24 protein-coding genes and 2 tRNA genes are annotated in these 23,810 nt (G+C 68.1%); 12 read left to right on the forward strand and 14 right to left on the reverse strand.

Features of this window, described 5'->3' with window-relative positions:
* The first annotated feature begins 3 nt into the window (after nt 1-3).
* Nucleotides 4-906, forward strand: a complete 903-nt coding sequence (gene rarD, locus MF607_RS12470; RefSeq protein WP_242119200.1) for an EamA family transporter RarD — start codon at nt 4-6, stop codon at nt 904-906.
* Between the two features lie 4 nt (nt 907-910).
* Here the strand turns inward: rarD and MF607_RS12475 are convergent, their stop codons facing one another.
* Both MF607_RS12475 and MF607_RS12480 read right to left on the reverse strand, forming a co-directional pair.
* On the reverse strand, nt 911-1,474 hold the full coding sequence (locus MF607_RS12475) for a glycine zipper 2TM domain-containing protein (protein WP_242119203.1): 564 nt from the start codon (nt 1,472-1,474) through the stop codon (nt 911-913).
* Nucleotides 1,475-1,566: 92 nt separating this feature from the next.
* Nucleotides 1,567-2,391, reverse strand: coding sequence for a class I mannose-6-phosphate isomerase (locus MF607_RS12480; RefSeq protein WP_242119205.1), 825 nt, complete (start codon nt 2,389-2,391; stop codon nt 1,567-1,569).
* Between the two features lie 128 nt (nt 2,392-2,519).
* On the opposite strand from MF607_RS12480, the gene MF607_RS12485 reads away from it, so the two are divergent.
* The 3 genes from MF607_RS12485 to MF607_RS12495 all read left to right on the forward strand — a co-directional run bounded on the left by MF607_RS12485 (nt 2,520) and on the right by MF607_RS12495 (nt 5,862).
* Nucleotides 2,520-3,527: an outer membrane protein assembly factor BamD gene (locus tag MF607_RS12485; protein WP_242119207.1), complete on the forward strand. Its 1,008-nt coding sequence runs from the start codon at nt 2,520-2,522 to the stop codon at nt 3,525-3,527.
* A 359-nt stretch (nt 3,528-3,886) separates the two neighbouring features.
* A complete protein-coding gene (gene recN / locus MF607_RS12490) occupies nt 3,887-5,551 on the forward strand; it encodes a DNA repair protein RecN (protein ID WP_242119209.1) in 1,665 nt (554 codons plus the stop codon).
* Entirely contained in the window at nt 5,548-5,862 is a 315-nt protein-coding gene (locus MF607_RS12495) for a hypothetical protein (RefSeq protein WP_242119212.1), read from the forward strand. The genes recN and MF607_RS12495 overlap by 4 nt, the downstream gene beginning before the upstream one ends.
* Nucleotides 5,863-5,972: 110 nt before the next feature.
* Here MF607_RS12495 and MF607_RS12500 read toward each other — a convergent pair whose 3' ends face one another.
* The 3 genes from MF607_RS12500 to MF607_RS12510 all read right to left on the reverse strand — a co-directional run bounded on the left by MF607_RS12500 (nt 5,973) and on the right by MF607_RS12510 (nt 7,802).
* Nucleotides 5,973-6,386, reverse strand: coding sequence for a hypothetical protein (locus MF607_RS12500; protein WP_242119214.1), 414 nt, complete (start codon nt 6,384-6,386; stop codon nt 5,973-5,975).
* A 51-nt stretch (nt 6,387-6,437) separates the two neighbouring features.
* Nucleotides 6,438-6,797 (reverse strand): hypothetical protein, encoded by a 360-nt coding sequence (locus tag MF607_RS12505; protein WP_242119216.1) that lies wholly within the window; start codon nt 6,795-6,797, stop codon nt 6,438-6,440.
* Nucleotides 6,798-7,157: 360 nt separating this feature from the next.
* Entirely contained in the window at nt 7,158-7,802 is a 645-nt protein-coding gene (locus tag MF607_RS12510) for a DNA-3-methyladenine glycosylase family protein (protein WP_242119218.1), read from the reverse strand.
* A gap of 59 nt (nt 7,803-7,861) precedes the next feature.
* On the opposite strand from MF607_RS12510, the gene MF607_RS12515 reads away from it, so the two are divergent.
* Complete coding sequence (locus MF607_RS12515) at nt 7,862-8,179, forward strand: 2Fe-2S iron-sulfur cluster-binding protein (protein WP_242119219.1); 318 nt, start codon at nt 7,862-7,864, stop codon at nt 8,177-8,179.
* A 354-nt stretch (nt 8,180-8,533) separates the two neighbouring features.
* Here the strand turns inward: MF607_RS12515 and rlmB are convergent, their stop codons facing one another.
* On the reverse strand, nt 8,534-9,280 hold the full coding sequence (gene rlmB / locus MF607_RS12520; protein ID WP_242119221.1) for a 23S rRNA (guanosine(2251)-2'-O)-methyltransferase RlmB: 747 nt from the start codon (nt 9,278-9,280) through the stop codon (nt 8,534-8,536).
* A 1-nt stretch (nt 9,281) separates the two neighbouring features.
* Nucleotides 9,282-10,877 (reverse strand): M20/M25/M40 family metallo-hydrolase, encoded by a 1,596-nt coding sequence (locus tag MF607_RS12525; protein ID WP_242119224.1) that lies wholly within the window; start codon nt 10,875-10,877, stop codon nt 9,282-9,284.
* A gap of 137 nt (nt 10,878-11,014) precedes the next feature.
* Between MF607_RS12525 and MF607_RS12530 the strand changes: the two genes are divergently transcribed.
* A tRNA-Tyr gene (locus MF607_RS12530) sits at nt 11,015-11,101 on the forward strand.
* Nucleotides 11,102-11,148: 47 nt separating this feature from the next.
* Nucleotides 11,149-11,469: a YnfA family protein gene (locus MF607_RS12535; RefSeq protein WP_242119392.1), complete on the forward strand. Its 321-nt coding sequence runs from the start codon at nt 11,149-11,151 to the stop codon at nt 11,467-11,469.
* Between the two features lie 5 nt (nt 11,470-11,474).
* Here MF607_RS12535 and MF607_RS12540 read toward each other — a convergent pair.
* Nucleotides 11,475-11,548 (reverse strand) — tRNA-Gly (locus tag MF607_RS12540).
* Nucleotides 11,549-11,711: 163 nt separating this feature from the next.
* On the opposite strand from MF607_RS12540, the gene hisS reads away from it, so the two are divergent.
* The 4 genes from hisS (at nt 11,712) to MF607_RS12560 (ending at nt 16,337) form a co-directional block, all read left to right on the forward strand.
* A complete protein-coding gene (gene hisS, locus MF607_RS12545) occupies nt 11,712-13,058 on the forward strand; it encodes a histidine--tRNA ligase (RefSeq protein ID WP_242119226.1) in 1,347 nt (448 codons plus the stop codon).
* Nucleotides 13,055-14,125: a peptide chain release factor 1 gene (gene prfA, locus MF607_RS12550; protein ID WP_242119228.1), complete on the forward strand. Its 1,071-nt coding sequence runs from the start codon at nt 13,055-13,057 to the stop codon at nt 14,123-14,125. Before hisS ends, prfA begins: the two co-directional genes overlap by 4 nt.
* Nucleotides 14,126-14,365: 240 nt before the next feature.
* Complete coding sequence (gene prmC / locus MF607_RS12555) at nt 14,366-15,184, forward strand: peptide chain release factor N(5)-glutamine methyltransferase (RefSeq protein ID WP_242119230.1); 819 nt, start codon at nt 14,366-14,368, stop codon at nt 15,182-15,184.
* Nucleotides 15,185-15,428: 244 nt separating this feature from the next.
* The gene (locus MF607_RS12560) at nt 15,429-16,337 is read left to right on the forward strand and encodes a DUF4167 domain-containing protein (RefSeq protein WP_242119232.1); all 909 of its coding nucleotides are present in this window, start codon (nt 15,429-15,431) and stop codon (nt 16,335-16,337) included.
* 65 nt (nt 16,338-16,402) lie between these two features.
* Here MF607_RS12560 and MF607_RS12565 read toward each other — a convergent pair whose 3' ends face one another.
* From MF607_RS12565 to tgt, 6 genes are all read right to left on the reverse strand, one after another.
* Nucleotides 16,403-17,008, reverse strand: coding sequence for a DedA family protein (locus MF607_RS12565; protein ID WP_242119234.1), 606 nt, complete (start codon nt 17,006-17,008; stop codon nt 16,403-16,405).
* A 36-nt stretch (nt 17,009-17,044) separates the two neighbouring features.
* On the reverse strand, nt 17,045-17,998 hold the full coding sequence (gene gshB, locus MF607_RS12570; RefSeq protein WP_242119236.1) for a glutathione synthase: 954 nt from the start codon (nt 17,996-17,998) through the stop codon (nt 17,045-17,047).
* Nucleotides 17,999-18,053: 55 nt separating this feature from the next.
* Nucleotides 18,054-18,683 (reverse strand): cell wall hydrolase, encoded by a 630-nt coding sequence (locus MF607_RS12575; RefSeq protein WP_242119394.1) that lies wholly within the window; start codon nt 18,681-18,683, stop codon nt 18,054-18,056.
* Nucleotides 18,684-19,215: 532 nt separating this feature from the next.
* Nucleotides 19,216-22,047, reverse strand: a complete 2,832-nt coding sequence (locus MF607_RS12580) for a M16 family metallopeptidase (protein WP_242119243.1) — start codon at nt 22,045-22,047, stop codon at nt 19,216-19,218.
* Nucleotides 22,048-22,165: 118 nt separating this feature from the next.
* A complete protein-coding gene (locus MF607_RS12585; RefSeq protein WP_242119261.1) occupies nt 22,166-22,366 on the reverse strand; it encodes a hypothetical protein in 201 nt (66 codons plus the stop codon).
* 21 nt (nt 22,367-22,387) lie between these two features.
* Nucleotides 22,388-23,521: a tRNA guanosine(34) transglycosylase Tgt gene (gene tgt, locus MF607_RS12590; protein ID WP_242119396.1), complete on the reverse strand. Its 1,134-nt coding sequence runs from the start codon at nt 23,519-23,521 to the stop codon at nt 22,388-22,390.
* Between the two features lie 72 nt (nt 23,522-23,593).
* On the opposite strand from tgt, the gene MF607_RS12595 reads away from it, so the two are divergent.
* Nucleotides 23,594-23,755, forward strand: a complete 162-nt coding sequence (locus MF607_RS12595; RefSeq protein WP_242119263.1) for a hypothetical protein — start codon at nt 23,594-23,596, stop codon at nt 23,753-23,755.
* Nucleotides 23,756-23,810 lie beyond the last annotated feature (55 nt).

A 23,810-nucleotide genomic window follows, 5' to 3' on the forward strand; every position in this document is an offset into this window, starting at 1 on the left:
GACATGAGCGAGGGGGCGGACCGGCAGGGGCTGGCGTTCGGCGTCGGCGCCTATGTCCTGTGGGGCCTGTTGCCCCTGTATTTCCGGCTGTTGGGGCCGATCGACGCGGGCGAGATCGTTGCGCAGCGCGTGCTGTGGTCGGCGCTGCTGGTCGCTGGCATCGTCATCGCGGTCCGGCGCGGGGCGCTGTTGCGCGCGGCGTTCACCGACCCGAAGGCGCTGGCCAATCTGGTCGCCAGCGCCGGTTTCATCGCGATCAACTGGCTGGTCTATGTCTGGGCGGTGCTCCACGGACAGGTGCTGGCCGCCAGCCTCGCCTATTTCCTCAACCCGCTGCTCAACGTGCTGCTCGGCGTCGTCTTGCTCGGCGAACGCATGAACCGTACGCAGGGGGTCGCGGTCGCGCTGGCCGGGGCGGGGGTCGCGCTGTTCGCCTTCGGATCGTCATGGATCGCGCTGGGCATCAGCCTCAGCCTCGCGATCAGCTTCGCGCTCTACGGCCTGATCCGCAAGACGGTGTCGGTCGGCGCGCTCGAAGGGTTGATGGTCGAAACCACGCTGCTCGCCCCGGTCGCGCTCGGCTATCTGCTGTGGCTGGGCAGCAAACAGCCCATGGCGTTCGAACAGGGGCCGGGCATGGCGGGCCTTCTGGTGCTGGCCGGCGCGGTGACCACCGCGCCGCTACTGCTGTTTTCCGCTGCCGCACGCCGGTTGCGCCTCGCGACGATGGGCATGTTGCAATTCATCGCCCCGTCGCTGCAATTCCTGCTGGCGATCGCGGTGTTCGGCGAGACGCTGACGCCGACCCGACTGGCCTGTTTCGGGCTGATCTGGGCGGGCCTTGCGGTCTATATCGTCGGCGGGCGTCAACCGGGGCGGCGCTCCACCGCCCCGGCCACCCGCTAACCGATCAGCGGCAGACCACCTGTCCGCGATCGACCGACCGGCCGAGCAGCGCACCCGCACCGCCACCGATCAGCGTGCCGAGCAGCCGCGAATCGCCGCCCGCGATCACATTGCCGAGCACACCGCCGCCGAGGCCGCCGATGATGAGGCCGGTCGTGCCGTCGCTGCGTCGGCAATAATAGCGGTTATCCTGCCCGCGATAGATGCGGTCGTTGCGGGTCAGCGCGCGGGTCCGGTAATATTGGCCGTCGCGATAATAGCGATCGGCATAATAGCGGTTCCGGCCCGGTTCGAACCGGTTGTAGTCATAGTTGCGATAGCCGCGCCAGTCGCGCTGGTTCTGGCGCGGGTCGCGGCGCGCGTCGCGCACGTCGCGGCGATATTCGTTCTCGGCGCGGCGCAGGTCGCGGCGGTCGTCGGCCCGGCGGACGTCGCGGCGGTAGTCGCGGCGCGCATCGCGCAGGTCTTCGCGATATTCCTGGCGCGGCGTCTGCGCCATCGCCGGCGCGGCGGCCATGGTCGGCAGAGCAATCGCCGCGACCAGCGTGGCAAGGATCGGGGTACGCATCTTACTTCTCCACTCCGTGAGGATGGCAAGTAGAACGGCGCGCCCCGTTCCAAGTTGCGTGAACGGAAAACTACGTTCCGTTCACTTTTGGGTCAGCTATATTTTTCGCCCGGATAGGCGAACAACAGGTCGGCATCTTCGTTCGACCGGACGGTAACTTGCCCTTCGAAGGTCAGGCAGTCGCCCGCCGCCCATGCGACGCCGTCGGCGCTGCCCGATCCGGTAACCGGCACGAACCAGCCCTTGACGCCCGCGGGCACCGTCACCGTCCGCTCTCCGCCGGTCCAGCGTTCCAGCACGAATTTCGGCCCGTCGACCAGGATGGCGCGGTCCTCGGCGATCTTGCCCGGTGCGTGCGGCGCCACGAACGGCCGCGCGTCCGACACCGCGACCCCGTCGTCCAGATGTAGTTCGCGCGGACGGCCATAATCGTACAGCCGGTAGGTCGTTTCCGAATTCTGCTGGATCTCGATCAGCGTGATCCCCGCGCCGATCGCATGGACCGTGCCCGACTTCGCATAGAAGAAATCGCCTGCCTTCACCGGCTTCCAGTCGAGCTTCGTCTCGATCGACCCGTCGAGCGCGGCGTCGCGCAGCTGTTCGGCGGTCATCGGTTCGAGCGTACCCAGCGCGATCGTCGAATCGGGCTCGGCGGCCAGCAGCGTCCAGCATTCGTCCTTGCCGCGCGGCAGCCCGCGCGCCTGCGCCTGACGATCGTCGGGATGGACCTGCACCGACAGTTTCTCCGACGTAAACAGGTACTTGACCAGCAGGTCGGGGGTATCGTCGCCCGGCGTCTTGTACCAGATTTCGCCGACCGGATCGCGGTCCGCCGGTTGGTCTTCGAAACCGAAGCCGAGGCTGTGGCGCCCCCATGGTTTTTCGACGCGGTGCATTTCGAGCTTGGTGACGGGCATGAACGCACTCCGATTGGGCGTTGAACAGGTCGCGGCTCCCATGCGCGAAACCCATGGTTAGCGCTACCCCTTACCCTCGCGCGAAAGGGACTGTTCGCGATACCCCTTGCGCAGTAGAAGCGTCGCCCATGCGTACCGTATCGACCCGCGCATCCGCGCTCATCCTCGTCGCTCTCGCCGGCGTCGGCCTTTCCGCCTGTGCCCGTGGCGGCGCGGGGGCCGGCCGCGATCTGCCCTATGTCGCCCGCGACGTGGGCACGCTCTACACCGCCGCCAAGAGCAGGCTCGACCGCCAGCAATACAAGGTCGCCGCCGCCCTGTTCGACGAGGTGGAGCGCCAGCACCCCTATTCGATCTGGGCGCGCCGCGCGCAGCTGATGGGCGCGTTCAGCTATTATCTCGACGGCGACTATACCAAGGCGATCGCCGGGGCGCAGCGCTTCCTGTCGGTCCATCCGGGCAACCGCGACGCGCCCTATGCCTATTATCTGATCGCGCTCTCCTATTACGAGCAGATCAGCGACGTGACGCGCGACCAGAAGATCACGATGCAGGCGATGGACGCGCTGGGCGAATTGTCGCGCCGCTATCCCAACACGCCCTATGCCGCCGACGCCCGGCTGAAGCTCGACCTCGTGCGCGATCACCTTGCGGGCAAGGAAATGGAGATCGGCCGCTTCTATCAGCAGCGCGGCCAGTGGCTGGGCGCGGCGATGCGTTTCCGCGCGGTCATCGACCAGTATCAGACGACGACCCACGCGCCCGAGGCGCTGATGCGCCTGACCGAAACCTATCTGGCGCTGGGCGTGCCCGAAGAGGCGAAGAAGTCGGCGGCGGTACTCGGCGCCAACTATCCGGGCACCGACTGGTATCAGCGCGCCTATGACCTCATCAAGGACAAGAGCCCGCCGCCGCCCAAGCCGATCCCGGTCACCTATGCCAAGCCCGCTCCGCCGCCGGTCGGCACGGTGACGGTCGAGCCGGCCGAGGACACGCCCGAAGCGTCGCTCAACCCGGCCGGCGCGCCGACCCCGCCCGCCACCACGCCGCCCCCGGTCACCGGATCGCCGACCGGCCCGACCGACGGCACGACCACCAGCGGTTCGGGCGGATCGGTCGGCAATCCGGGCAACTGAGGCCGGCGTTTCGCTTCGACACGCTTGCAGCGGCGGCATCCAGACGAAGGACGATTCGTTCCGAGAGTAACCAAGTCGTACCCCGGCGAAGGCCGGGGTCCAGTTGGGATAGCCTTTCGGTAAGTTGCCGACGTCACCCGACTGGACCCCGGCCTGCGCCGGGGTGCAATAAGATGCGCGCAAGCGTCGGCAAGGGATCCGTTGGCGCGGTAACGGGGTTCTCGTCGACTACCCAGTTTGAATGCGGTGGCATTGCGCTTGTCGCGTAGTCGACTGGAACCGCCTCCATCCCCCAAAACCCGCGCCGCGCCGCACGAAGGGGTTTGTTCTCCGGCTGTTCCGCGGGTAAGGAGGGCGCGATGCTGACGGCGCTTTCCATTCGTGACGTGGTGCTGATCGAGGCGCTCGACCTCGATTTCGCCGCCGGTCTCGGCGTGCTGACCGGGGAGACCGGCGCGGGCAAATCGATCCTGCTCGATGCACTGGGCCTCGCACTCGGCGCGCGCGGCGATACCGCGTTGGTCCGCCACGGCGCCAAACAGGCGGCGGTGACCGCGATCTTTACCGCGCCCGCGCCCGACGGCCCGGTCGCGCGGCTGTTCGACGATAACGGCCTCGACCTCGAACCCGGCGAGCCGCTCATCATCCGCCGCATCGTCAAGGCCGATGGCGGCAGCCGCGGCTTCGTAAACGACCAGCCAGCGTCCGCCGGATTGCTGCGCGACCTTGCCGCCTATCTGGTCGAGATTCACGGCCAGCATGACGATCGCGGCCTGCTCAACCCGCGCGGCCACCGCGCGTTGCTCGACGGTTTCGGCCGGATCGACACCGCGCCACTGACCCGCACCTATCGCGACTGGCGCGATGCCGAAGCTGCGCTGGGCGTGGCGCTGGCCGAGATCGAGGTGGCGCAGCGCGACCGCGACTGGCTCGAACATGCCGTCGGCGAACTGACCGCGCTCGCCCCCGAAGCGGGCGAGGAAGAGGCGCTCGCCGAACGCCGCCGTTCAATGCAGCGCGCCGAGAAGGTCGCGGGCGACCTGACCCAGGTCGAGGAACGGCTCGACGGTCCCAATGGCGCGCTGTCGGCGCTGCGACAGGCGGCGCGCGCGCTCGAACGCATCGCCGAGGCGCATCCCGCGCTCACCGAATCGCTCGCCGCCGTCGACCGCGCGCTGGTCGAGGCCGAGGCCGCCGAGACCGCACTGCGCGATGCCGCCGATGCGCTCGCCTTCGATGCCGGCGCGCTGGAGGAGGACGAGGCGCGGCTCTTCGCGCTCCGCGCCATGGCCCGCAAGCACCGCGTCCAGCCCGACGACCTCGCCACGCTCGCCGGCGACCTCGCCGCCCGGCTGGCACTGCTCGAATCGGGCGAGGCCGGCATCGGCAAGCTGGAAGCGACGGTCGCGACCACCCGTGCCGCCTTTGCCAAGGAAGCCGACCGCGTCCACGCCGCGCGCACCGAAGCCGCGACCCGCCTCGACGCCGCCGTCGCGGGCGAACTCGCGCCGCTGAAGCTCGACGCCGCGCGCTTCCGCACCGTCGTCGCCGATCTCGACGAGGGGCAATGGTCGTCCTCAGGTCGCGACCGGGTGGAATTCGAAATCTCGACCAACCCCGGCGCCCCCTTCGCCCCGCTCGCCAAGATCGCGAGCGGCGGCGAATTGTCGCGCTTCATCCTCGCGCTGAAGGTCGCGCTGGCCGAAGAGGGCGGGGCGGCGACGATGATCTTCGACGAAATCGATCGCGGCGTCGGTGGGGCGGTCGCCTCGGCGATCGGCGACCGCCTCGCCCGCCTGTCGCGCGCGACGCAGTTGCTGGTCGTCACCCACAGTCCGCAGGTCGCGGCGCGTGGCGACCGCCACCTGCTGATCGCCAAGGCGCATGACGGCATCGTCACCCGAACCGGCGTGCGGCCCCTGTCGAGCGACGAACGCCGCGAGGAAATCGCGCGGATGCTGTCGGGCGCCGAGATCACCGACGAGGCGCGCGCCCAGGCCCGGCGACTGATCGAGCCGGCATGACCCACCCGCCGCGTACGCCCGACGGCCGCTATATCGTGGTCGACGGCGTGCTGTGGCGTGCGACCCGGCCGGACCTGTCGGAGGCGGAACGCGAACGGCTGGTCCACGACCTGATGGACGCCCGCCGCGCGGTCGGTGCGGGGAAGCGCGCGGGCGACGACGCCGCGGTGGCAGCGGCGCGCAAGGCGGTCGATGCGGCCAAGGTGGCGCTCGGCGAACGCGGCCCGGTCTGGTGGGACGACCGCGCGCCCGACTATAACCGGCGGAAGGTCGAGAACACGCCCTATGCCGGTTGGTGGGCAGGGCGGTAACGTCTCGAACACCGCGCCGTATCGGGGTCCGGTGCTGCCTTTGCTGTCGGTTGCTACGCCCGATCCTGTGGTTCCGCTCAACCACGAACTTCGTCGCGGATCGGCCAGCGCTACACTTGTCGGCCCGCGGCATAGGCTTTGACCGCCGGCCCCAGTTCCTTGGGCCAATGGCCGATCGCCAGGGCTGTTTCCGTTCCGTCCGGCTGCTTCACGAAAAGGAGAAGGCTTCCGATCCCCGCAACGCGAACGATCCGGTCCCGCTCGAAATAGCGGGTGCCGAACGGCGTTTCGACGACCAACCGGCGTTCCTCGAGACTGATTTTCGTGGGTCTGACAAACCGGATGGCGAAATCGATCGTCCCGTACGCCATCACCGCAAACACCAATATCGTCACTGCCAGTTCGATATGCCCTGCAGACGCCGTCAGAAAATAGAAGAATAATTTAGCGAGAAATGCCGCAGCTAGGCCGCAAATGACCATGCCGATAAAGGGCTCCTGTCGTCTCGACACGAACTGTTGCACGCTATCGCCCTGCCTATGGAAAATATGTCGGATGCCGGGAATAGATCGCAGCTATTCCCGGGTCGCATTCCAGTTGAACAGGAACTTGCGATGCTCGGCCCAGGTCTGCCCTTCGACCACCGCGCCGCGCAGGCACCCGCTGCTGTGATACGGCCCGACGCCGTCGCTGGTTCGGAAGCTGACGCAGGTCCGTCCCCGATCGGTCTTCCACCGCCCGCCTTCGATCACGCTGTCGTAAAAGCTGCCGGTGACCGACCCATCGGCCGCCAGCTGCAATTCCATCGTTTTCCGATAGGGCTTGGCCGGATCGGTCGACAAATCGACGACCCAGCGCCCGGCCAGCGGGTTGGCCGGCTCGGCAGCGGTAAGCGGCGCGGCACAGGCGATGGCAAGCAGCAGCATCCGACGCATGGCAGTCCCCCGGAAGTCGGCGGCAGACTAACGCTGAAATCCGGTATTGCCCATGGCCCGCCACCGGCGTCTTTCGCTCTCCCGGTGGGCGAGGGGGGAGCGGCGCAGCCGCGATAGGGCGAGGATGACCGAAGATCGCCCAGTTCGACGCCAGACCGGAACCGCTGTCCTACAGCGGCCCGCTCTGTCATATTTGCCGACGCCCGTTGATAACCGCATTTGCTGCTCGACCGCCGCAACGTCAGGCGAAGCGCGCACAACGCGGCGAGTGTGAACTTTGTGAACTTATGCGGATTTTCGCTTTGTTTTCAGTGTCCCGCCACAGGCAAAGCCGGCGTCGGCCGGTGCTTTGGCCGCCGCCTAAATCGCACTATTCTTCGCCGCCTGCGTCGCCGGGTCGAACATATAATGATGCCATGCGAATACCGTCGCGGCGCTGCGATGCGGACGCCATTTCTCGGCCAGTTCGCGGATCGCCTTTTCGCTCGGCCGTTCGGGCAGGCCCAATATCCGCCCGATCTCGACCTGCACCGCCAGGTCGCCCGCCGGCCAGACATCGGTCCGTCCTTCGGCGAACAGCAGATAGATTTCGGCCGACCATCGCCCGATGCCCTTGATCCGTACCAGCTGCGCGATCGCTTCCTCGTCATCGGCGGGCAGGTTGGCAAGGTCGAGCCGCCCGCTCAGCACTTCGTCGGCAAGGCTGCGGGCATAGCCGGTCTTCTGCCGCGACAGCCCGGCGGCGCGCAGTTCCTCGTCGCTGGTCCCCGCGATCCGTGTGGGATCGGTCGCATCGCCCAGCGTCGCCTCCAGCTTTCGCCACACCGCATCGGCCGCCTTGTAGCTCACCTGCTGCCCGACGATGGTCCTGAGCAGCGTCGCATAGCCGCGCTCGCGGATGCGCGGCTCGGGATAGCCGGCATAGGCCAGCGCCGCCCCGAACGCCGGCTCGATCCGCGCCAGCGCGTCGAGCGAGCTGCGCAATTGTTCGGCGGAAAGCCCCATGACCGGTCCTTGAAAAGCTTCGGCCGTCCCGGCATGGGGCGGCGACAGGAGAATGCACGATGCCCAAGCTTACCGTCGTCACCCGCGCCGGGGAAGAACGAACCGTGGACGGCGAGGCCGGGCTGTCGGTGATGGAAGTGCTCAAGGTCAATGGCTTCGACGAACTGCTCGCGCTGTGCGGCGGCTGCTGTTCGTGCGCGACCTGCCATGTCTATGTCGACCCGGCGTTCCTCGACCGCCTGCCGCCGATGAGCGAGGACGAGGACGATCTGCTCGATGCGGTCGACGACCGGCGGGCGACGTCGCGGTTGTCTTGTCAGGTGCCGTTTGAGGCGGGGCTGGATGGGCTTATCGTGACCATAGCGGACGAAGACTGAAGCCGCAGACCGGGTCCAGCCTTTGGCGGGACATGCCCCGCCCGGCCGGCGGGTTATCGGCCCGTCCGACGACATGGGCTTTGCCCATGTCGTGCTGCTTATGCGGAACCCCGTTCTCGATACGGGCTCTCGACTACGCTCGATCCCTACTCGAACCGAACGCGGTGGGTGGGGGTTAGGGGCACGCCATTACCCCAAATCCGTTCAGTTCGAGCAGCTTCGAGCTTGTCGAGAAGCGTCCGTCGAGAACCCGGTTGCCCCCACAAGCCCGCCATGGGCAAAGCCCATGTCGTCGAACGGGGCTACGCCCCGCCGGCCGGGCTAGGCGGGGTGCGAATTAGCGCCGCTAATTCGTCAGCCCGCCGTCGCCACCGCATACAGCGCGATCGCCGCCGCATTCGACACGTTCAGACTCTCCACCCGGTCCGAAATCGGCAGCTTGGCGAGGATGTCGCAATGCGCCTCGGTATTCTGCCGCATGCCCTCGCCCTCGGCGCCCAGCACCAGCGCGACTCGCTTCGGGCCCAGCGCCTGCGCCAGCGTCGTGTCGGTATGCCCCGTCAGCCCGACGCGCCAGTAACCGGCCTCGCCCAGCTCGACCAGCGCCCGCGACAGGTTGACGACGCGCACCCACGGCACGCTCTCCAGCGCGCCCGACGCCGATCGCGCGACCACCCCCGATTCGGGCGGCGCGTGCCGGTCCTGCGTCACGATCCCCAGCGCGTCGAACGCGGCTGCCGAGCGCAGGATCGCGCCGACATTATGCGGGTCGGTCACCTGATCGAGCAGCAGGATCGGCCGGTCGTCGTCGCGCCCCTGTTCGATCAGGTCGGCCAGCCAGATATCCTCCAGCGGATCGGCCTCGACCACGATCCCCTGGTGCGGCGCATCGGGCGGCACGAAGCGGGCGAGGTCGGCGGCCTCGGCGAACACCACCGGCACGCCTTCGGGCAGGACCAGCTGCGACCCCATTTCGCGCGTGCACCAGATCTTGCGGATCACCCGCTCCGGATTGTCGAGCGCGGCGAAGGCGGCATGCCGGCCCCAGAAGCGCGGACGCTGCGGCGAAGCCTTGCTGGGGCGGTGTCCTTTGCGGGCCATGTCAGTCTTTCTCAGGGGTAGCGTAGGGGTCGGTAGCGACCGGCTGGGTGGGCAGGGGCGGACGCGGCAGCGGCCGTTCGGCATTGGCCGCGCTCAGCAGCAGCGACGCGAGGATGATCGCGTTCTGCCGCATGTCGGGGCCCTTGAGGTGATCGAAGGTATCGATGCTGCTATGGTGCAAGCGGCTGCCATAGTCGAGCGGGTCCTGAATGAACTGGTAGCCCTGCAACCCGACCGACTGGAAGAAATAGTGATCGGTCGACCCGGTCCGCCGGTTGGCGACGGTGGTCGCGCCCATAGACGCGAAGGGGCTGAGCCATTCGCGTAAGCTCGGCACCGCGGCAACGTTGTTCTCGGCGTTGATCCCGCGAATCCTGCCCGAGCCATTGTCGATGTTGAAGTACGCGGTCATCGCGTCATAGCCGGGCTTCTTCGTGATCGGGAAGCGGTTGGTCCAGCCATAGAAGCGGGCGAGGCCACCATCCTTGCCGCCCGCCGGTTCGGGCCGCGTCGCGATATGTCGCTCGACATAGGCGAGACTGCCGAGCAGCCCCTGTTCCTCGGCATTCCACAGCGCAAAGCGGATCGTCCGCTTCGGTCGGACCTTCAGCGCCGACAGGATGCGCGCCGCCTCCATCACCACCGCGGTGCCCGATGCATTGTCGGCGGCACCGTCGCCCGCGACCCAGCTGTCGAAATGCGCGCCGGCCATGACATAGCCCGCCTTGGGATCGGTGCCGGGCAGGTCGGCGATGATGTTGTAGGCGGTCGCGTCGCTGTCGTCGAAGCGGACCTGGCTGTCGATCTCGATCGTCGGCGCCGCCCCGCTGACCGACAGCCGCGCGAGCCGGCGATAATCCTCCGCCGCGATCTCGATCCCCGGCACGGCGGGCGCGACCGCGCGCGTGAACAGATAGCCCGATCCGTGCAGCAGCTTGCCGTCGCGCGACGACATGGTCGCCATCGCCACCGCACCCTCGGCCTTCAGGAACGCATCGAGCTTGCGCGCGAAGTCGAGCCGCTTGGCGCGGCGATCGGTATCGGCCGGATCATACACCGGTTCCTTCCAGCTATCGGCCTTGGCCAGATCCTCGCCGGTCAGGCGACGGAACGGTGCCTCGCCCGGTTCCGATCCCTCGCCCGGCCGCGATACCATCACCACCTTGCCCGACAGCTTGCCGCGCCAGTCGGCAAAGTCGGCCTCCTCGGCGATCGGCGCGACGATCACCGGCGCGGTGATGCGGCCATTGGTGCCCGGCGTCCACGCGATCGGGATCGCGGTCAGCTGGACGGGCCGGGGCGTGACCATGCGGACGCTGGAGCGCTCGATCGTCCAGCCGCGTCCGAATTCGAAGCCCTCGCGGCTGGCATTCAGCCCCCATTCGCGAAACTTCGCCTCGGTCCAGCGCTCGGCGTCGCGCATCGCCGGCGAATTGGGCAGGCGCGGACCGATCACGTCGGTCAGATGCTGGGCGATCGGCATGACCTGCGTATGGCTGGTGCCTTCGTCGATGATCCGGTTCACGGCGTCGCGATCGACGCTTTGCGCCGCCAGCGGTGCGGCGATCAGGGTGGTGGCCAGCAGGATTGCGCGCAATTCGGGGTCCTCGCGTCGAAAAATATGTGCCGACGACGCTAAGTTGCCCGACAAAGTGGCGCAAGGCGTTGACAGCGCCGTCCGGGGACGGCAATGGGCGCGCTCGCTCGGACGGCCAGCCCGTCCCAGCGGCGGCTGGACAGGTGGCCGAGTGGTTAAAGGCAGCAGACTGTAAATCTGCCCGGGTTTCCCGTACGCTGGTTCGAATCCAGCCCTGTCCACCACCGCCCGCGCTAGGCAAGCGCGGCGGTGCTTCGCGGGAAGCAAGACGATCCCGACCCCCATCCTCTTCGCCATCGCCGCGCTGCTCGAAATCGGCGGTTGCTTCGCCTTCTGGGCATGGTGGCGCCTCGACCGGTCGCCATGGTGGCTGCTGCCCGGCCTCGCCGCGCTGGCGGCGTTCGCCTGGGTGCTGGCGCAGAGCGATGCCGCCGGGGCGGGGCGCGCCTATGCGGCCTATGGCGGCATCTATGTCCTCAGTGCGGTGCTATGGGGCTGGGCGGTCGAAGGGCTGGTGCCCGACCGGTTCGACCTGACCGGCGCAGCGCTGTGCGTCGGCGGCTGCGCCGTGATCCTGTTCGGTCCGCGATAGGAAATTGGAGCGGGTAACGGGAATCGAACCCGTGTATTCAGCTTGGAAGGCTGCTGCACTACCATTGTGCTATACCCGCCCGCACGCTGCGGCGTGGAGGCATTGCCCCTGCCACAGTCGGGCGGACATGGTCAATGGTGCGCGTTGGCGGCAGTTGCGCCGAACCGGGCAGGATCGAACGCCGTACCCCCGGCGCTAATCGCTGGCGTTCGGACGGCGGAGGCCATAAATACCGCCGCCCAATGGCCAAGATCACGACACCACGCCCCGTCCGGGGTACGCAGGACATATTCGGCGATTTCGAGCGGCGCTTTACCCATGTCGCCGAAACGTTCGAACGCGTCCGCCGCCTTTACTGTTTCTCGCGGGTCGAGGTGCCGGTCTTCGAATCGACCGCGGTGTTCGCGCGCTCGCTGGGCGAGACGACCGACGTCGTGTCGAAGGAAATGTATTCGTTCGAGGATCGCGGCGGCGATTCGCTGACGCTGCGCCCCGAATTCACCGCCGGCATCGCCCGCGCGTACCTGACCGAAGGGTGGCAGCAATATGCACCCTTGAAGCTCGCGACCCACGGCCCGGTCTTCCGCTACGAACGCCCGCAAAAGGGCCGCTATCGCCAGTTCCACCAGATCGACGCCGAAGTCATCGGCGCGGCCGAGCCGATGGCCGATGTCGAATTGCTGGCGATGGCCGATCAACTGCTCCACGAATTGGGCATCGCCGATGGCGTGACGCTGCAGCTCAATACGCTCGGGGACGCCGCGACGCGCGACGCATGGCGCACCGCGCTGGTCGAGCATTTCGAGGCGCATCGCGGCGACCTGTCGGAAGACAGCCTCAAGCGGCTCGACAAGAACCCGATGCGCATCCTCGATTCGAAGGACCCGCGCGACCGCCCGATCGCCGATGCGGCACCGGGGATCGACACGTATCTGACGGCGGAGGCGGCGAACTTCTTCGCGGCGGTGACCGGTGGTCTCGACGCGGCGGGGGTGAAGTGGACCCGCAACGACCGGCTGGTCCGAGGGCTCGATTATTATCGCCACACCGCGTTCGAATTCGTCACCGACCGGCTGGGCGCGCAGGGCACGGTGCTCGCCGGCGGGCGCTATGACGGGCTGATCGAAAGCCTTGGTGGTCCCGCGACGCCGGGTGTCGGCTGGGCCGCCGGGATCGAGCGGCTGGCGATGCTGCTGGAGGAGCCGGAAGCGCCGCGCGCCGCCGTCTGCGTTATCCCGCGCGAGGCCGGAGCAGACACGCCGGCCATGGCGTTGCTGCAGGAGTTGCGGGGCGCGGGCGCGGTCGCCGACATGGCGTATCGCGGCAACCTGAAGCGCCGCATGGCCAAGGCCGATACGCAGGGCGCATCGATGGTTGCGCTGGTCGGGGCCGACGGGGCGGTGACGGTCAAATTGCTCGCCACCGGTCGTCAGATCGATCTGTCTGCCGAGGATCGTGACGCATTCCTGCATGCCGCCACGCTTTATTCATCGGGACTGACCGATGGGGAAGTCGATGGCGAATCGGTGTTGGACGAAATGATCGGCGAATGGCGCGAAGGGCTCTGGCAGGTATCGGATAGCGAATGACCATCGCCCCCGAACGCATCGCCCAGATCGAGGCGCGGCGCGACGAACTGGCGGCGCAGATGGCGACCGGCGACCTGCCGGGCGACCGGTTCGTCGCGGTGTCGAAGGAATATGCCGAACTCGAACCCGTCGCACAGGCGGCGGGCGAGGTGCGGCGGCTGCGCGCCGAGAGCGAGAGCCTGGCCTATATGACGCAGGACGCCGATGACGATCTGCGCGCGATGGCGGTGGAGGAACTCCACGCCAACCGTCAGCAGCTCGATGCCGCCGAACGCGCGCTGGCGCTCGCGCTGCTGCCGCGCGACGCAGCCGACGAACGTGCGGCGATGCTCGAAATCCGCGCCGGCACCGGCGGCGACGAGGCGGCGCTGTTCGCGGGCGACCTGTTCCGCATGTATCAGCGCTATGCCGACAATCGCGGCTGGCGGGTCGAGCTGATCTCGGCATCGGTGTCGGATGCGGGCGGGTACAAGGAAGTCGTCGCCAGCGTCACCGGCGCGGGCGTCTTCGCGCGCCTCAAATTCGAGTCCGGCGTCCACCGCGTCCAGCGCGTGCCCGCGACCGAGAGCGGCGGGCGGATCCATACCAGCGCCGCCACCGTCGCCGTCCTGCCCGAAGCGGAGGATGTCGACGTGCAGATCGATGACAAGGACCTGCGCATCGACGTCTATCGTTCGTCGGGGCCGGGCGGCCAGTCGGTCAACACCACCGATTCGGCGGTGCGCATCACCCATTTGCCGACCGGGCTGGTCGTGATCCAGCAGGACGAAAAGTCGCAGCACAAGAACAAGGCCAAGGCGCTCAAGGTCCTGCGCACCCGTCTGTACGAGGCGGAGCGCCAGCGGCTGGCCGACGAACGCGCGGGGACGCGCCGATCGATGGTCGGCTCGGGCGACCGGTCGGAGCGCATCCGAACCTACAATTTCCCGCAGGGGCGGGTGACCGACCACCGTATCAACCTGACGCTGCATCGCCTGCCCGAAATTCTCGAAGGCGAGATGGAGGAACTGATCGGCGCGCTGATCGCACAGGACGAAGCGGAGCGGCTGGCGACGCTGGATGCTTGAATTCGGTTCACGCGAAGGCGCGAAGACGCGAAGAAGGATTGATTTCGCGCAGAGGCGCAGAGGCGCAGAGAGGTTGCGAAGGCTGATCGCGCAGCGATCCCTCTCAACCGTCCTCGCAATCCAGTCGGAAAGCGCCTTTCGGCGCGGACGATTGCCCGGAGCGCACCTTCTCCGCGCCTCTGCGCCTCTGCGCGAAATCCCTCTTCTTCTCTTCGCGCCTTCGCGCCTTCGCGTGAACCCATGACCACGCTGCGCCACGCGCTGACCGCAGCAACGGCACGCATTGCCGCTGTCTCCAACTCCCCCCGTCTCGATGCCGAACTGCTCGCCGCCCACGCACTGGGCTGCACGCGCGAGGCGATGCTGCTCGCCCGGCTCGACGATCCGGTCCCGGCCGCGTTCGACGCGCTGGTCGAACGCCGCCTCACCCATGAACCGGTCGCCTATATCACCGGCACCCGCGCCTTCTGGACGATCGACCTGATGGTCGGCCCCGGCGTGCTGGTGCCGCGCGCCGACAGCGAGACGCTGATCGAGGCGGCGGTCGCGCATTTCGCGGGCGGTGCGCCCGCACGGATCCTCGACCTCGGTACCGGACCCGGCACGCTGCTGCTGGCGGCGCTGACCGAATGGCCGCGGGCGAGCGGGCTGGGCATCGATGCGTCGGATGCGGCGCTCGATTATGCCCGCCGCAATGCGGCGGCGCTGGGGATGGCGGATCGCGCCGTCCTGCGCACCGGCGACTGGACCGCCGGCATCGATGAACGCTTCGACCTGATCCTCGCCAACCCGCCCTATATCGGGACGGCGGAGGTGCTGCCACAGGAGGTGGTCGGCCACGAGCCCGCAGCGGCGCTGTTCGCCGGGGCCGACGGGCTCGACGATTACCGGCGGATCGTCCCCGATCTGCCGCGCCTGCTTGCCCCCGCCGGGATCGCCGCGATCGAGATCGGCCATGAGCAGGGCGACGCGGTCATGGCGCTGGTCGAGGGGGCCGGTCTGTCCGCGCGGCTGGTGCGCGATCTGGGCGGGCGGCCGCGTTGTGTGATTGCCGGTTGAAATGCACCGGATCGGACACATATTTTCCCTTGGATAAGCCGTGCGCAGCCGCTAAGACCGGCTTGGGGCAGGCACCATCGACCAGGTCGTTGATTGCGGGGCGTGGCTCCTTCCATCGTCATGTGTACCACTGTCGTCCGGTGGTCATGGCAGGCGGACGGTGCCCATGCATCGCCTTGCGGATTTGCTCGCATCCGGGATCGGTAGATCGACGGACAGGTAAGGACAGGACAACCAACCCTTGATGAACAATCGTCAGGCCGGCCGCCGTCGCGGTCGCGGTGGCCAGCGTCAGCCGGGAAGCGGCGGCGGCAACCCGCGCGACAACGGCAATCGCATCGACAATCGCGCCCGCGGCAACGCCGCGCAGTTGCTGGAGAAGTATAAGAACCTCGCCGCCGACGCCCAACGCGCCGGCGACCGGGTGAACACCGAATATTATCTCCAGTTCGCCGACCATTATTTCCGCGTGCTCGAAGCCGGCCGCTCGCGCGTCGAGGAACAGCGCCGCGCCCGCGACGAGTTCGACGGCGCCGAGGACGAGGATTTCGATCTCGACGACAACGAGACCGGCAACGATCGTGGCAACCAGCGCGACGACCGTGGCAATCGCGAAGATCGCGGCAATCGCGACGATCGTCAGCCGCGTGCGCAGCGTGAGGACCGCTATGCCCGTGACGACCGCCAGCCGCGCGAAGACCGTAGCCAGCGCGACGATCGCGCCCCGCGCGAAGAGCGTCAGGCCCGCGAAGATCGCGCGCCGCGCGAGGAGCGTCAGCCGCGTGAAGAGCGTCAGCCCCGCGAGCGGCTGCGTCGTGACAGTGGCCGGATGCAGCAGCCTGCCGCCGATCTTGGCGAGCAGCGCGGCGTCGAAGGCGAAGTCGGCACGCAACAGGTCGAGGCTGCTCCGGTAGCGGCGCCTGCGCCCGCCCCGGCACCGGTCGCTGCCGAAGCGCCGGAGGCTAAGCCGGTTCGTCGCCGCACCCCGCGCGCGCGCGTCGAAGCAGCGCCCGCGCCGGTCGAGGAAGCGGCACCGTCGATCGAAGCGGATCGCCTGCCGCCGGCGCTGTCGGCCGGCGACGATACCGCCGAGCGTCCGCGTCGCCGTCGCCGTGTCCGTACCGAGGAAGAGGCCGTACCGCCGGCTGCCTGATCAGATGCATGATCGCTGAAAACGAAAGCGCCCCGGGTCAAACCGGGGCGTTTTTCTTGTCGGCCTCAACGCTGCGCGCGTGGTTTCCAGGTGACGACGCGGTAGAGATAGAACAGCACGATCGCGACCGACATGCCGATCGCGACCGGGCCGACATAATGGTCGAGCTGTTCGAAATTCGATCCCAGCCACAGTCCGGCATAGGCCAGCACCGCGTTCCACACGATGCTGCCGGTGAAGGTCGCGAGGAAGAAGCGCCAGCGCGGCATGCACGCCATGCCGGCGGGTAGCGAGATCATCGTCCGAAAGGTCGGCATGAAGCGGAACACGAACACCGTCTTGCCGCCATGTTTGCGGAAGAAGCGGTGCAGCTTCTCGACATCCTCCCATTCGACCGTCAGCCACCGGCCCCAGCGATCGACGAACGGCTTCAGCCCGTGATAGCCGAAGCGCCGCCCGATCGCGTACCAGAAGTAATTGCCGGCGGTGGTGCCCGCCGTACCCCAGAGCAGTAGCGGCACCATCGCCATGTCGCCGCGCGCCACCGCCATCCCGCCCAGGCCCATGATGACCTCCGACGGGATCGGCGGAACGACATTCTCCAGCGCCATCAGCAGGAAGATGCCGAGATAACCGCCACGCGCGATGGCATCGAGGATGAAGGTCGTCATGGGAGTGCGGAACGTGCGGCGCCGGCTTTCGTGCCGTTACCGCGCCGCCACCCGTGCCTCGATCGCGTCCCAGATCATGCCCGCGACGTCGGTGCCGTCGAACTTCTCGATCGCGACGATGCCGGTGGGGGAGGTGACGTTGATCTCGGTCAGCCATTCGCCGCCGATCACGTCGATCCCGACGAAGATCAGCCCGCGCCGCTTCAATTCCGGCCCCAGCGCGGCGCAAATCTCGCGTTCGCGCTCGGTCAGTTCGGTCTTGGCCGCAGTGCCGCCGACCGCGAGGTTGGAGCGGATTTCGCCGGCACCGGGCAGGCGGTTGACCGCGCCCGCGACCGCGCCATCGACCAGCACGATCCGCTTGTCGCCCTGCGCCACCGCCGGCAGGAACGCCTGCACCATATGCGGCTCGCGATAGGCGGTGTTGAACACCTCGATCAGCGACGACAGGTTCTGCGCATCGCCGTCGATCTTGAAGATCGCCTTGCCGCCATTGCCGTGCAGCGGCTTGACCACGATCGAACCGTGCTCGGCGAGGAACGCACGCGCCTCGTCGACCGATCGGGTGATGAGCGTCGGCGGCATGAAGCGCTGATAATCGAGCACGAACAGCTTTTCGGGCGCGTTGCGCACCGATGCCGGATCGTTGACCACCAGCGTCCGGTCGCTGATCCGCTCCAGCAGATGCGTCGCGGTGATATAGCCGAGGTCGAAGGGCGGGTCCTGCCGCATCAGCACGACATCGGCCTGCTCGCCGAGATCGAGCGACACCGGATCGCCGAGCGTGAAGTGATCGCCGACCACCCGCTGCACCGTCACCGGAAAGGCCCGCGTCCACACCCGGTCGCCCGACTGGTTCAGGTCCTCGGGCGCGTAATGGAACAGCCGGTGCCCGCGCGCCTGCGCCGACAGCATCAGCGCAAAGGTCGAATCGCCCGCGATGTTGATGCCCGATATGGGGTCCATCTGGACGGCGACGGTCAGCGACATAGGGTATCTCCGGTGGTTCGCGGTTCAGGTAGGCGCGGGTGCCGCGAATGTCACGTCAGCGTAGCGGCTGGCCCGAATCCTTCCAGCGATCGAGGATCTGCGAGTCGGCCGGCAGCGCAGGTGCCGCGGGTGCCGCGGGTGTCGCCATGGCGGCGGGCGCGGGCGGGGGTGGCGCTGCGATCGGTATCGTCACGCTCGGGATGGCGGCGGCGGGTAGCGCCGGGGGCTGCAACGGCCCGGGCAGCGGCTCGCCACCCATATAGCGGTCGCGAAACGCGGCGGGGGTGCCCCACCACCCCTTCCACCGGTGGAAGAAATGCGCGCCGAACACCCCGGTCATCACCAGCCCCCGGTTCCACGACGGCGTGACCGCATAGGTGTGGTAATGCGTCGCCAGCCCGACCGGTGCGAACACTTCGCCGGTCAAGGCGCGCGCCGCGACCCGCCGGGCGCGCAGCCAGACCGCGGGTGCCGGCGTCCGTGCCATCGCTCCGTCGCAGGCAAAGCTGAACTGGCAGCGCGGATGGTCCGATCCCTGAAACACGACGCCGCACACCGTCGCCGGAAAGGCGGGATGCCGCACGCGGTTGAGCACGACCTGCGCCACGGCGCGCTGCCCGGCATCGGGTTCGTTGCCGGCTTCGTAATAGACCGCGCTGGTCAGGCATTGCAGCGCGCGGGGCACGGTCAAGCTGGGTGCCGCGCAGGACGAAGGGTTGGGCGGCGCGGATCGAGGTGTCGGTAGTGTCGTTCGGGACGGGCGACGGGGGCAGGGCGGTCGTGCCGGTCTCGCCCCGGCGGACGGGGGCGTCGACCAGCAGGAGCGCCGCGCCGGGGAAATGGTCGTCGGCTTCATAGCCGAAGCGGGTCGGCGGGGGTGCCGGTTGCGGTTCAGTTGGTTGGAACTGCACCACCACGGTACCGGTGAGCAGAAGGGCGACGCCGCCTGCGATCCACCGGTTCCGAACAAGGCTGGCCATGGCCGAGCGCTCTACCCTAAATATCCGCCCGCTTCGTGAACAAATCCTCCCCGGCACGGGGAGGGGGACCAGCCGCAGGCTGGTGGAGGGGGATTTCCACGAACGCACCGCCTGCGGACACCCCCCTCCACCACCGCTACGCGGCGGTCCCCCTCCCCGTGCCGGGGAGGATTTGGTGAAATCCGAACTGGACAGTCGCAAGGCGGTCCCCCTCCCCGCGGAGCGGGGAGGATCTGGTTATCGCAGATCCGCGCTCCCCAGATCGACCGATGCCGCCGGGATCACCACCAACCCCGGATACGCCGCGCGCAACGGTTCGAGGAACTGCTTGGCGTCGCCGACCACGACGATGCTCGCCGCCTTGGGGTCCATTACCCGCGCCGCGACCGACTGGACCGCCGCCGGCCCGACCGCTTCGACCGAAGGGAGGAAGGTCGCGATCCGGGCGAGCGGGACGCCATCGGCGACATAGGTGGCGATGGTGCCGGCAATGCCGCTGGTCCGTTCGATCGTCCGCCCGAAATTGCCGGTCAGCACCGCCTTGCGCGTCGCCAGTTCGGCTTCCGGTGCCGGTTCGCTGCCCAGCCGGCGGAATTCGTCGGTGATGATCTTGACGACCTCGGGTGCCGAGGGGTTCTTGGTCTGGGTCGACGCGCCGATCAGCCCGTTCGCGCGACGCGCATCGAGCTCGGAACGTGCGCCATAGGCAAGCCCGCGCTTGATCCGGATTTCCTGGTTGAGCCGCGAGGAGAAGCCGACGCCCAGCGTCGCATTGGCGACAGCGGCGGGGAAATAGTCCTTGTCATCACGCGCGATGCCGGGACGCGCAACGACCACGCCGGCCTGTCCGGCACCCGGCATGTCGACGACGATCACGCGCGGTTGGGGCGCGGCATAGACCGGCGGGGGAGGAGGGGCCGTGCCCCGATCGGCCGTCCAGTCGCCGAACAGGCGCGTGGCCAGCGCCGTTCCGGCATCGGCGGTCAGATCGCCGACCAGGATCAGCGTCGCCTCGTCCGGTTGCCATGCGCGGCGATAGGCGGACACCACATCGTCGCGCGTGATCGCCTTCAGCGAAGCGGGCGTGCCGGTTGCCGGATGGCCATAGGGCGACGCGCCGAACACCGCGCGATCGGCGACCAGACCCGCCAACTGTCCCGGATCGGTCAGCGCCACCGACACGCCGTCGATGGTCCGCGTGCGCAGCCGGTCGATCTCTTCCTGAGCAAAGGCGGGGTTGCGCGCGACATCGGCGAGGATGGCGAGCGCGGGCGCGGCCTGTGCCGAACCGACGGTCAGCGTCACGCTCTGCGAATCCCAGCCCGCGCCGCTGCCGATGCTGCCGCCGAGCGATTCGACCGCGCGCGCGATCTCGGTCGCCGACCGGGTCTTTGTCCCCTGCGTCAACAATCCGGCAGTCAGTTCGCCGACGCCCGCGCGTCCTTGCGGGTCGGCGACCGCACCGCCGCCGCCGACCAGCGCGGCGGTCACGACCGGAAGCCCGCGCTTCTCGACCACGACGACGCGCATGCCGTTGGGCAGGCGACGTTCGACCGGCACGGGAATCGCGACCTGTACCGGCGCGGCGGGGGCGGGGGGCAGGATGCGCTGCCCTTCGGGCGCGGGCGTGTGGATGGCGATGCCGGGCGGCACCGCCAGCGACGCGGTGACGACGCTGTCGGCGATGGCGATCGTATCGCTGGTCGCATTCGCCGGCTTGGCGGTGTCGGGCAGATAGCGGATCGTCGCGGCACGATTGGCCGCCAGCCACGTCTTCGCGACGCGCTGGACGTCGGCGGCAGTGACGCGGCCGATCGCGGCAAGCCCCTTGTCCGCCGCCTGCGGATCGCGCTCGACGATCACGCCCTGCGCCAGTGCCGACGCTTTCCCTTCCGCCGTTTCGCGCGACAGCAGTTCGGCGGTGGTGATCTCGTTCTTGGCCTCGGCCAGTTCGGCGGGCGTGGGCGGGGTCGCGATCAGGCGGGCGACCTCGCGCTTCAGCGCCGCCTCGCCCTCCGCGACCGACTTGCCGCCGGCAAGGATGGCGTAGAGCGACAACGTGCCCGGCCCCTGCTTGGCGTCGAGCTGCACGCCGACGTCCTGCGCGATCTGATCGCGATAGACCAGCGACTGGTGCAGCCGGGAATTGTCGCCGCTCGACAGGATGGCGTCGAGCACTTCCAGTGCCGCCTGATCGGGATGGCTGGCGGGCGGCAGCGGATAGCTGATGAGGATAGCGGGCAGCGGCGTGTTCGCCTCGTACACCGTCTTCGTCACCGGTTGCTGGCGGACAGGTTCGTCGGTGGTCACGCGCGGGATCGGGCGGCCGGGCTTGGCGATGGGGCCGAAATACTGGTCGACCCAGCGGTTGAGCTGTGCGGGATCGAAATTGCCCGCGACCACCAGCACCGCATTGTCGGGCCGGTAATAGGTCGCGTGGAAGGCGCGGATATCGTCGATCGTCGCCGCATCCAGATCGGCGATCGACCCGATACCCGGCCGGGCATAGGGATGGCGGCTATAGGACACCATCGGCGCGTAGAGGCCGAACAGCTTGCCATAGGGCTGGGCAAGGATGCGACTGCGCAATTCCTCCTTCACCACCTCGCGTTCCGACGCGAAGGTCTTGGGATCGACGACCAACGTCGCCATCCGGTCGGCCTCGGCGAACAGCAGCCGCTGCAGGTGGTTGGCCGGCACCACCTCGTAATAATTGGTGTAATCGTCTGCCGTCGACGCGTTGTTGTACCCGCCGACATCCTCGGTCAGCCGGTCGAGCTGTTCGGGGACGAGGTTGCGCGTCGCCTTGAACATCAGATGCTCGAACATGTGCGCGAACCCCGACCGCCCGGCGGGATCGTCCTTCGACCCGACATCGTACCAGACCTGCACCGAGACGTTCGCGCTCGACGTGTCGCGAATGGCATAGACGCGCAGGCCGTTGGGCAGGGTGCGTTCGGTATAGGCGATCGGCGGGACCGTCGCTTGGGCAGCGGCGGCGGGGCGCTGTTGCGCCTGGGCGGGGGCGAACAGGGCGGTCGAAAGCAGCAGCGCAAGGCCGAGACGCATCAGGAAACTCCGGCAGGATTGGTGCCGGAGGTGTGGGCCGCAGGGGCGGCAGGTGTCAACGTATCATCGGTTACCAGCGTCACACCGGATCGGCCGGCGTGACGCTGCGACCGCTGGTTCAGCCCTTCTTGCGCCCCGCATTGGCATAGAGCAGCGCGGCGGCGAGGGCCGCCGAACCGATGCCGATGCCGACGCCGATCGGCATCAGCGGCCATGGCTGCCCCTTGGAAGGCTGCTTCGTGTCGGCAGCCGCGTCGGCGACACGTTTGGCTTCCTTGGCGGCAGCGGCGACCTCGTTCAGTTCAGTCTTCTCGGTCATGTTCCTCTCCCTCTTATGGCTCTAACGCTTCTCGGCGCGGTAGCGTGCCCGGAAATCGTCGGCAAAAACGGTCAGCGTATCGCTGGCGATGGCGGCGCGCAGATCGGCCATCAGCGCCTGATAGAAATAAAGATTATGCTCGGTCATCAGCATCGCGCCGAGGATTTCCCCCGCGCGCACCAGATGATGGAGATAGGCGCGGCTGAAATTGCCGCAGGTCGGGCAGGCGCAGTCGGGGTCGAGCGGGCCCAAATCTTCCGCGAATTTGGCGTTGCGGATGTTGATCGGGCCGGTCCGCGTGAACGCCTGTCCGGTGCGGCCCGACCGCGTCGGCAGCACGCAATCGAACATGTCAATGCCGCGTTCGACCGCGCCGACGATATCGTCGGGCTTGCCGACCCCCATAAGGTAGCGCGGCTTGTCGACCGGCAACTGCTGCGGCGCATAATCGAGCACGCCGAACATCGCCTCCTGCCCCTCGCCGACCGCAAGACCGCCGACCGCATAGCCATCGAAGCCGATATCGATCAGCGCATCGGCGGACGCTTTCCGCAGCTTTTCGTCGAGCGCACCCTGCTGGATGCCGAACAGCGCGGCGCGCGACGCATGGTCCTCGCCCGAATCGAAGCCCGCCCGGCTGCGGCGCGCCCAGCGCATCGATCGTTCCATCGCGCGCGCCTGCACGTCGCGGGTCGAGGTGGTCGGCACCAGCTCGTCGAACGCCATGACGATGTCGCTGCCGAGCAGCCGCTGGATTTCCATCGACCGTTCGGGGCTCATCAGATGGCGGGTACCGTCGAGATGGCTCTTGAACTCGACGCCGTCCTCGGACCGCTTGGTCAGTTCGGACAGGCTCATCACCTGATAGCCGCCGCTGTCGGTCAGGATCGGGCGGTCCCAGCCCATGAAGGCATGCAACCCGCCCAGCCGCGCGACCCGCTCGGCGCTAGGACGCAGCATCAGGTGATAGGTATTGCCGAGCAGGATGTCGGCACCGGCGGCGCGCACGTCTTGCGGCTTGACCGCCTTGACCGTGGCGGCGGTGCCGACCGGCATGAAGGCGGGGGTGCGGATCTCGCCACGCTGCATGGCAATGGTCCCGGTGCGGGCGCGGCCGGAGGTGGCGGTGACGGTAAAGGCGAAACGGGGCGGCATAAGGGGTCGCGTCATGCCGGACCTTACCCGCGCTGTCGACCGTTGTTGCGGCTTCGCGATAGGAGAGACGCCATGCCCGAACCGCTCAATCCCGGCGACGACGCCGCCCCCGGCACGCCCGGCACCGGCGAGGACATCTGCCCCCGTTGCGGCGGCAAGGGTATGATCGAAGGCGGCGAGTGCCAGAATTGCGGCGGTACGGGGAAGGTGATCGAGGGCATTGGCGGCGCATAAATCCTCCCCGGCACGGGGAGGGGGACCAGCGAAGCTGGTGGAGGGGGAAGTCCGC

The sequence above is a fragment of the Sphingomonas lacusdianchii genome, from assembly GCF_022664395.1.
Lineage (GTDB): Bacteria > Pseudomonadota > Alphaproteobacteria > Sphingomonadales > Sphingomonadaceae > Sphingomonas > Sphingomonas lacusdianchii.

Coding starts and splice junctions, on each gene's coding strand:
- MF607_RS12495 (WP_242119212.1), top strand. CDS start 5,548: ATGACCCACCCGCCGCGTACGCCCGACGGCCGCTATATCGTGGTCGAC.
- MF607_RS12485 (WP_242119207.1), top strand. CDS start 2,520: ATGCGTACCGTATCGACCCGCGCATCCGCGCTCATCCTCGTCGCTCTC.
- MF607_RS12580 (WP_242119243.1), bottom strand. CDS start 22,047: ATGCGTCTCGGCCTTGCGCTGCTGCTTTCGACCGCCCTGTTCGCCCCC.
- MF607_RS12585 (WP_242119261.1), bottom strand. CDS start 22,366: ATGACCGAGAAGACTGAACTGAACGAGGTCGCCGCTGCCGCCAAGGAA.
- tgt (WP_242119396.1), bottom strand. CDS start 23,521: ATGCCGCCCCGTTTCGCCTTTACCGTCACCGCCACCTCCGGCCGCGCC.
- MF607_RS12475 (WP_242119203.1), bottom strand. CDS start 1,474: ATGCGTACCCCGATCCTTGCCACGCTGGTCGCGGCGATTGCTCTGCCG.
- MF607_RS12480 (WP_242119205.1), bottom strand. CDS start 2,391: ATGCCCGTCACCAAGCTCGAAATGCACCGCGTCGAAAAACCATGGGGG.
- prfA (WP_242119228.1), top strand. CDS start 13,055: ATGACCATCGCCCCCGAACGCATCGCCCAGATCGAGGCGCGGCGCGAC.
- MF607_RS12515 (WP_242119219.1), top strand. CDS start 7,862: ATGCCCAAGCTTACCGTCGTCACCCGCGCCGGGGAAGAACGAACCGTG.
- rarD (WP_242119200.1), top strand. CDS start 4: ATGAGCGAGGGGGCGGACCGGCAGGGGCTGGCGTTCGGCGTCGGCGCC.
- MF607_RS12595 (WP_242119263.1), top strand. CDS start 23,594: ATGCCCGAACCGCTCAATCCCGGCGACGACGCCGCCCCCGGCACGCCC.
- MF607_RS12565 (WP_242119234.1), bottom strand. CDS start 17,008: ATGACGACCTTCATCCTCGATGCCATCGCGCGTGGCGGTTATCTCGGC.
- MF607_RS12505 (WP_242119216.1), bottom strand. CDS start 6,797: ATGCGTCGGATGCTGCTGCTTGCCATCGCCTGTGCCGCGCCGCTTACC.
- MF607_RS12510 (WP_242119218.1), bottom strand. CDS start 7,802: ATGGGGCTTTCCGCCGAACAATTGCGCAGCTCGCTCGACGCGCTGGCG.
- recN (WP_242119209.1), top strand. CDS start 3,887: ATGCTGACGGCGCTTTCCATTCGTGACGTGGTGCTGATCGAGGCGCTC.
- MF607_RS12560 (WP_242119232.1), top strand. CDS start 15,429: ATGAACAATCGTCAGGCCGGCCGCCGTCGCGGTCGCGGTGGCCAGCGT.
- rlmB (WP_242119221.1), bottom strand. CDS start 9,280: ATGGCCCGCAAAGGACACCGCCCCAGCAAGGCTTCGCCGCAGCGTCCG.
- gshB (WP_242119236.1), bottom strand. CDS start 17,998: ATGTCGCTGACCGTCGCCGTCCAGATGGACCCCATATCGGGCATCAAC.
- prmC (WP_242119230.1), top strand. CDS start 14,366: ATGACCACGCTGCGCCACGCGCTGACCGCAGCAACGGCACGCATTGCC.
- hisS (WP_242119226.1), top strand. CDS start 11,712: ATGGCCAAGATCACGACACCACGCCCCGTCCGGGGTACGCAGGACATA.